Raw genomic sequence first — 5,888 nt, 5'->3', positions numbered from 1 at the left:
ATCTAATATAAGCATATCAGCTTCTAAAAACTAAAACCTAAAACCTAAAACCTAAAACCTAAAACCTAAAACCTAAAACCTAAAACCTAAAACCTAAAACCTAAAACCTAAAACCTAAAACTTTTTGCGGAAAAAACAACCGGCCGGTAGCAATGTCGTTTAAGTGCTGGTATACTCCCGCGTCTGCCACGTTGCGTTCTATGTCCTCATATAGTTTAGCCACTTGTGAGCGGCGAAAAAGTCTAAAACTCGAAGGGGTTGTAGCATACTTAGAGCGGTAGTTAATAATAACTACCTGTGGTTTTAATTGAAAAACATTGGATTTTTATAAATGAAAACGTTTGTTGCTAAGCCAGAAACAGTAAAACGTGACTGGTACGTAGTTGACGCTGAAGATAAAACTTTAGGTCGCATCGCTACTGAAATCGCTCATCGCCTACGCGGTAAGCACAAAGCTGAGTACACACCACACGTAGATACTGGTGATTACATCATCGTTATCAACGCTGAGAAAGTTACTGTTACTGGTAACAAATTCAAAGATAAAGTGTACTACGCTCACTCTGGTTTCCCAGGTGGTCTTAAGTCTACTACTTTTGATAAACTTCAAGCTGCAAAGCCTGAAATGATCATCGAAAAAGCTGTTAAAGGCATGTTGCCACGTGGTCCTTTAGGCCGCGCTATGTTCCGCAAACTTAAAGTTTACGCGGGTACTGAGCATAACCATGCTGCACAACAGCCTCAGGTTCTAGACATTTAAGGAGCACTATCATGGCAAATCAATACTACGGTACAGGTCGTCGTAAAAGTTCAAGTGCTCGCGTATTCTTACGCCCAGGCACTGGTAACATCGTAATCAACAAGCGCTCTTTAGAAGAGTACTTTGGTCGCGAAACAGCACGCATGGTTGTTCGTCAAGCTCTTGAGCTTGTAGATATGACTGAAAAATTTGACCTTCACATCACCGTTGCTGGTGGTGGTACTACTGGTCAAGCTGGTGCTATCCGTCACGGTATCACTCGTGCACTTATGGAGTTTGACGAGTCATTACGTCCACAACTTCGTAAAGCAGGTTTCGTTACTCGTGATGCACGTAAAGTTGAACGTAAGAAAGTGGGTCTTAAGAAAGCGCGTAAGCGTCCACAGTTCTCAAAACGTTAATTTTTACGTTATCAAGAATTCAAAAACCCAGCTTATGCTGGGTTTTTTGTTTTTAGATTAAATAAAAGGTATTAGGAAGATAAAGGTATTAGGTATCAGGAAGACAAAGATCCAGAACAACCTAAAGCTCAAAACCTAACACCTAAAACCTAACACCTAAAACCTAACACCTAAAACCTTTCCCTTTACTACTAATGTCGACATTAGCTTGATCAGAATCGGCAAAGCGTGCGTATTTATTGAACGAAAGCTTAAAAATGACCGACTAACGCAAAAAAAGTTAAATAATTATCGCAATTAGTTTAAATCCATCAGTTAATTGGTGAATTTTTTTGCTACAATTGGCGGGCAAATAAAGTGAATGAGTTTAATGTCGCCAAATTCAGTTGTTACTGTACTTAGTTGGTGAGATTGTACTTGTTTACAAATTGTTTTTACGGAAGCGATACTATAGTCATTTGGTTTCATACTCGAGCTTACTTAATCAACTATTTGAGCAAGTCAGGTTTATTCGAGCAGGAGGCTGTGAATAACCTTGTTTTAAACAAGGGTTTTAATTATGATCGTTTCTCTTTTAAAATTCGAAAAATTAACCTGCTGTAACTGATGTTCTCAATATAGCAAGTGTTGAGAATCATAGTGGAGATAAGTGGATGAGCAATGCGCCTGTAGACAATGGCCGACGTCGCTTTTTAACCATAGCTACCTCTGTTGTTGGTGGTGTTGGTGCGGCTGGGGCTGCTGTTCCTTTTATTGCGTCTTGGAATCCAAGTGAGCGAGCTAAATCTGCGGGTGCGCCTGTAGAAGTAGATATCAGCAAACTTGAGCCAGGACAATTAATACGTGTCGAGTGGCGTGGTAAACCTGTATGGGTTGTATCACGGACCCCAAAAATGCTTGAGCAGATGAAAGAACATGAAGGTCAACTTCGTGATCCGCAATCGCAAGAGCCACAACAATTAGAATCATCAACCAATGATTTTCGTTCATTACGCCCAGAGATTTTTGTCGCTGTAGGTATTTGTACGCATTTGGGTTGTTCACCTAGCTTTTTACAAGGTGGCTTTGGTGAGAAAGTGGAAGGGACTGATGACGGTTTTTACTGTCCATGTCACGGTTCTAAGTTTGATATGGCTGGCCGTGTATTCCAATCGGTACCTGCACCATTAAATTTAGAAATTCCACCATATACTTTTCTTGATGAGACCACTATTTTAGTGGGCGAAGAACAAGGGGTGGCCTAATGTTTGGTAAAATTGTTGAGTGGATAGACGACCGTATCCCAATGACACGTGTTTGGAACATGCACATTGCACAGTATCCAGCACCAAAAAACTTTAACTTCTGGTACTTCTTCGGCTCTCTAGCTATGTTAGTACTAGTAAACCAAATACTTACAGGTATTTGGTTAACGATGAACTATGTACCATCTGCTGAAGGTGCATTTGCATCAGTAGAATACATCATGCGTGATGTAGAGTACGGTTGGTTATTACGTTATTTGCATTCAACGGGTGCATCTGCGTTTTTCATCGTTGTTTACATGCACATGTTCCGTGGCATGATCTACGGTTCTTACCAGAAACCACGTGAATTACTGTGGTTATTCGGTATGTTCATTTTCTTAGCCCTAATGGCTGAAGCATTCATGGGTTACTTATTACCATGGGGCCAAATGTCGTTCTGGGGTGCACAGGTAATCATTTCATTATTCGGGGCTATCCCGGTTATTGGTGATGACTTAACACTGTGGATCCGTGGTGACTATGTAATTTCAGGTGCAACGCTTAACCGCTTCTTTGCATTACATGTAATTGCACTGCCATTGGTTATTGTTATTTTAGTATTTTTACACATTGTTGCACTACACGAAGTGGGTTCTAATAACCCAGACGGTATTGATAACAAACGTAAAAAAGGAACTGTGGCTGAAGAAGACAAGCCTAAATTTAAGTTCCATGAATACTACACTGACAAAAAAGACATTATTGATGCGATTCCGTTCCACCCTTATTACACAGTAAAAGATATTGTGGGCGTGGTTGGTTTCTTAATCTTGTTCTGCTGGGTTGTGTTCTTTATGCCTGCTATGGGTGGTTTCTTCTTAGAAGCGCCAAACTTTGAAGCAGCTAACCCACTTAAAACACCTGAGCATATTTTCCCTGTTTGGTACTTCACGCCATTCTATGCAATCTTACGTGCAATCCCTGACAAACTAATGGGTGTTGCTGCAATGGGTGCATCAATTGTCGTGCTAGCATTATTACCTTGGATTGACCGTGGTTCGGTTCGTTCAGTTCGTTACCGTTGTGGTTTCCACAAATGGAACATTGCAGGTTTTGTTGTTACTTTCGTTCTTTTAGGTTGGGTTGGTGCTACACCACAAACTGATTTTAAAACGATTGTTTCGCAAGTCTGTACTGTGACTTACTTTATGTTCTTCGTACTGTTATTCGTTTACAGTAAGAATGAAAAAACTAAGCCATTGCCTGAGAGGTTAACGAAATGATGAAAAAGCTATTAATAGGTTTATTTGCTTTATCAGTAAACGTGTTACCTGCAATGGCGGCTGGCCCGTCAGTTCCTCTAATGGAAGCGGGTAACGATATATCTGATCAACCTTCTTTGCAGCGTGGCGCAAAGTTGTTCATGAACTACTGTCTTGGTTGTCACCAAATGCAGTATCAACGTTATGAACGTACTTTCCGCGACATTGGTATTCCAACAGAGATTGGCCAAGAGCAACTTATTTTTGATGGTTCAAAAGTGGGTGGTCATATCCTTAACGCGATGGCAAAAGAAGATGCTGCAAAATGGTTTGGTGCGGCTCCGCCGGATCTAACCAACGTTGCGCGTGTGCGTGGCAGTGATTGGATTTACACCTATTTAAAATCGTTTTACAAAGATGAATCTCGTCCGTTTGGCGTAAATAATACGTTATTCCCATCGGTGGGTATGCCACATGTTCTTCAAGAGTTGCAAGGTGTTCCTACTGCAATTACTGAAGAAGTAACAGTAGATGGTAAAACAACCACTCATATTACTGGTACAAAAACAGATGGTACGGGCGAATTAAGTGTAGATGAATATGACCAAGCAGTTCGTGATTTAACGAATTTCCTAGAGTATGTAGGTGAACCTACACGTCTCGAATCGGAAGCGCTAGGTCTTAAGGTAATCGGATTTTTAATTATCCTATTTATCTTGGCATTTATGCTGAAGAAAGAATACTGGAGAGATGTTCATTAAGTTTGAACATATTTAAAGGTAATTTTGCAATAGGGGCTTAAGCCCCTATTGCTGTTTTAGTTATTTAATGGAGGTAGGCATGGCCGTAGCTGCCAATAAGCGCCCTGTAATGACCCTTTTTTCTGGTGCTAACTGTATGTATAGCCACCAAGTACGCATTGTACTTGCTGAAAAAGGTGTAAGTGTAGATATTCATATGGCTGAAAAGGATAACCTGCCAGAAGCACTTCACGAAATTAACCCTTACGGCACAGTGCCAACACTGATTGACCGTGAGCTTGGTTTATATCAGGCAAACATCATCATGGAATACCTTGATGAACGTTTTCCTCATCCTCCACTAATGCCTGTATATCCGGTCATGCGTGGTCGTAGTCGATTAATGATGCACCGTATTGATACTGATTGGTACAGCCTAGCTGAAAAAATCATTAACAACACCTCTGATGCGGCGCAAGCTCGTAAAGAGCTGACAGAAGCATTACTTGCAATAGCACCAATCTTTAGTGAAGCGCCTTACTTTATGAGTGAAGAGTTTAGCTTAGTTGATTGTTACTTAGCTCCACTGTTATGGCGTTTACCAGAGTTTGGTATTGAGCTTAATGGTGCAGGCTCTAAAGAACTTAAAGAGTATATGATCCGTTTATTTGAACGTGAATCATTCCAAGCTTCTTTAACTGAAGCAGAGCGTGAGATCCGTTTATAATGACTTCTAATCGTCCTTATTTACTACGCGCTTTTTTTGATTGGATTGTTGATAACGAATGCACGCCACACTTAGTGGTTAATGCTGACTTTCCTGCAGTGCAAGTGCCAACACAGTTTGTTCAAGATGGCCAAATTGTATTGAACATAAGCCCTTCGGCGGTTACGCAGTTTTCGTTAGATAATACTCAGCTTAGCTTTAACGCGCGCTTTGGCGGCCAGCCAATGCAAGTGTACGTGCCTTTAGGGGCTGTACTTGCAATATATGCACGTGAAAATGGCGAAGGCACAGTCTTTACTGCAGATGAGTTTTTAGAGGACGAAGACGATTTTGCTCCAGAGCTTGAAAGTGTTGATTCATCACCAGAGATAGTTGATGAAACGCCAGCTCCCAAGCCTGAAAAGAAAAAAGGCTCACATTTACGTGTTATAAAATAGCTCGTAAATGTTAGAAAAAAACCGCTTAATAAGCGGTTTTTTTATGTCTGTATGAAAATATTAGGTTAAAGGTTAAAGATTAGAAAGGCTCACGAGCGACGAGCTACGAGAAACGCGTTAAGATTGACTGGTGTAGCAGCGGATTTATTCCGCGTCTGGTCTAAAGTGAAGAGCAGGTTTTAGGTATTAGGTGCTAGGTGTTAGGTAGAGATTAAGCCAAGCAGGGTGTTTGGGTTCACGGCAGCGGGCTGCGAGAAGCGAGAAGCGAGCAACGGGCCTAGAGACTCGAATTAATCAGTTGGGCTAATGGTTACTGTTTTCTCATTTACTCCTCA

7 protein-coding genes are annotated in these 5,888 nt (G+C 41.1%); all 7 read left to right on the top strand.

Going from position 1 to position 5,888, the window contains the following annotated elements:
• Nucleotides 1-331 precede the first annotated feature (331 nt).
• The 7 genes from rplM (at nucleotide 332) to CWB75_RS18095 (ending at nucleotide 5,553) form a co-directional block, all read left to right on the top strand.
• On the top strand, nucleotides 332-760 hold the full coding sequence (gene rplM, locus CWB75_RS18125) for a 50S ribosomal protein L13 (protein WP_008110876.1): 429 nt from the start codon (nucleotides 332-334) through the stop codon (nucleotides 758-760).
• 8 nt (nucleotides 761-768) lie between these two features.
• The gene (gene rpsI / locus CWB75_RS18120; protein ID WP_024600778.1) at nucleotides 769-1,161 is read left to right on the top strand and encodes a 30S ribosomal protein S9; all 393 of its coding nucleotides are present in this window, start codon (nucleotides 769-771) and stop codon (nucleotides 1,159-1,161) included.
• Nucleotides 1,162-1,814: 653 nt separating this feature from the next.
• The gene (gene petA / locus CWB75_RS18115; protein ID WP_010390661.1) at nucleotides 1,815-2,405 is read left to right on the top strand and encodes a ubiquinol-cytochrome c reductase iron-sulfur subunit; all 591 of its coding nucleotides are present in this window, start codon (nucleotides 1,815-1,817) and stop codon (nucleotides 2,403-2,405) included.
• Nucleotides 2,405-3,670: a cytochrome b gene (locus tag CWB75_RS18110; protein WP_010390662.1), complete on the top strand. Its 1,266-nt coding sequence runs from the start codon at nucleotides 2,405-2,407 to the stop codon at nucleotides 3,668-3,670. The genes petA and CWB75_RS18110 overlap by 1 nt, the downstream gene beginning before the upstream one ends.
• Complete coding sequence (locus CWB75_RS18105) at nucleotides 3,667-4,410, top strand: cytochrome c1 (RefSeq protein ID WP_041709186.1); 744 nt, start codon at nucleotides 3,667-3,669, stop codon at nucleotides 4,408-4,410. Before CWB75_RS18110 ends, CWB75_RS18105 begins: the two co-directional genes overlap by 4 nt.
• A gap of 79 nt (nucleotides 4,411-4,489) precedes the next feature.
• Nucleotides 4,490-5,116, top strand: coding sequence for a stringent starvation protein SspA (gene sspA, locus CWB75_RS18100; protein WP_008110861.1), 627 nt, complete (start codon nucleotides 4,490-4,492; stop codon nucleotides 5,114-5,116).
• Nucleotides 5,116-5,553: a ClpXP protease specificity-enhancing factor gene (locus CWB75_RS18095; RefSeq protein ID WP_008110860.1), complete on the top strand. Its 438-nt coding sequence runs from the start codon at nucleotides 5,116-5,118 to the stop codon at nucleotides 5,551-5,553. Before sspA ends, CWB75_RS18095 begins: the two co-directional genes overlap by 1 nt.
• The last annotated feature ends 335 nt before the right edge of the window (nucleotides 5,554-5,888 follow it).

The sequence above is a fragment of the Pseudoalteromonas sp. S1608 genome (assembly GCF_005887265.1).
GTDB lineage: Bacteria > Pseudomonadota > Gammaproteobacteria > Enterobacterales > Alteromonadaceae > Pseudoalteromonas > Pseudoalteromonas undina.
This window is presented reverse-complemented; position numbering and strand designations above follow the sequence as displayed.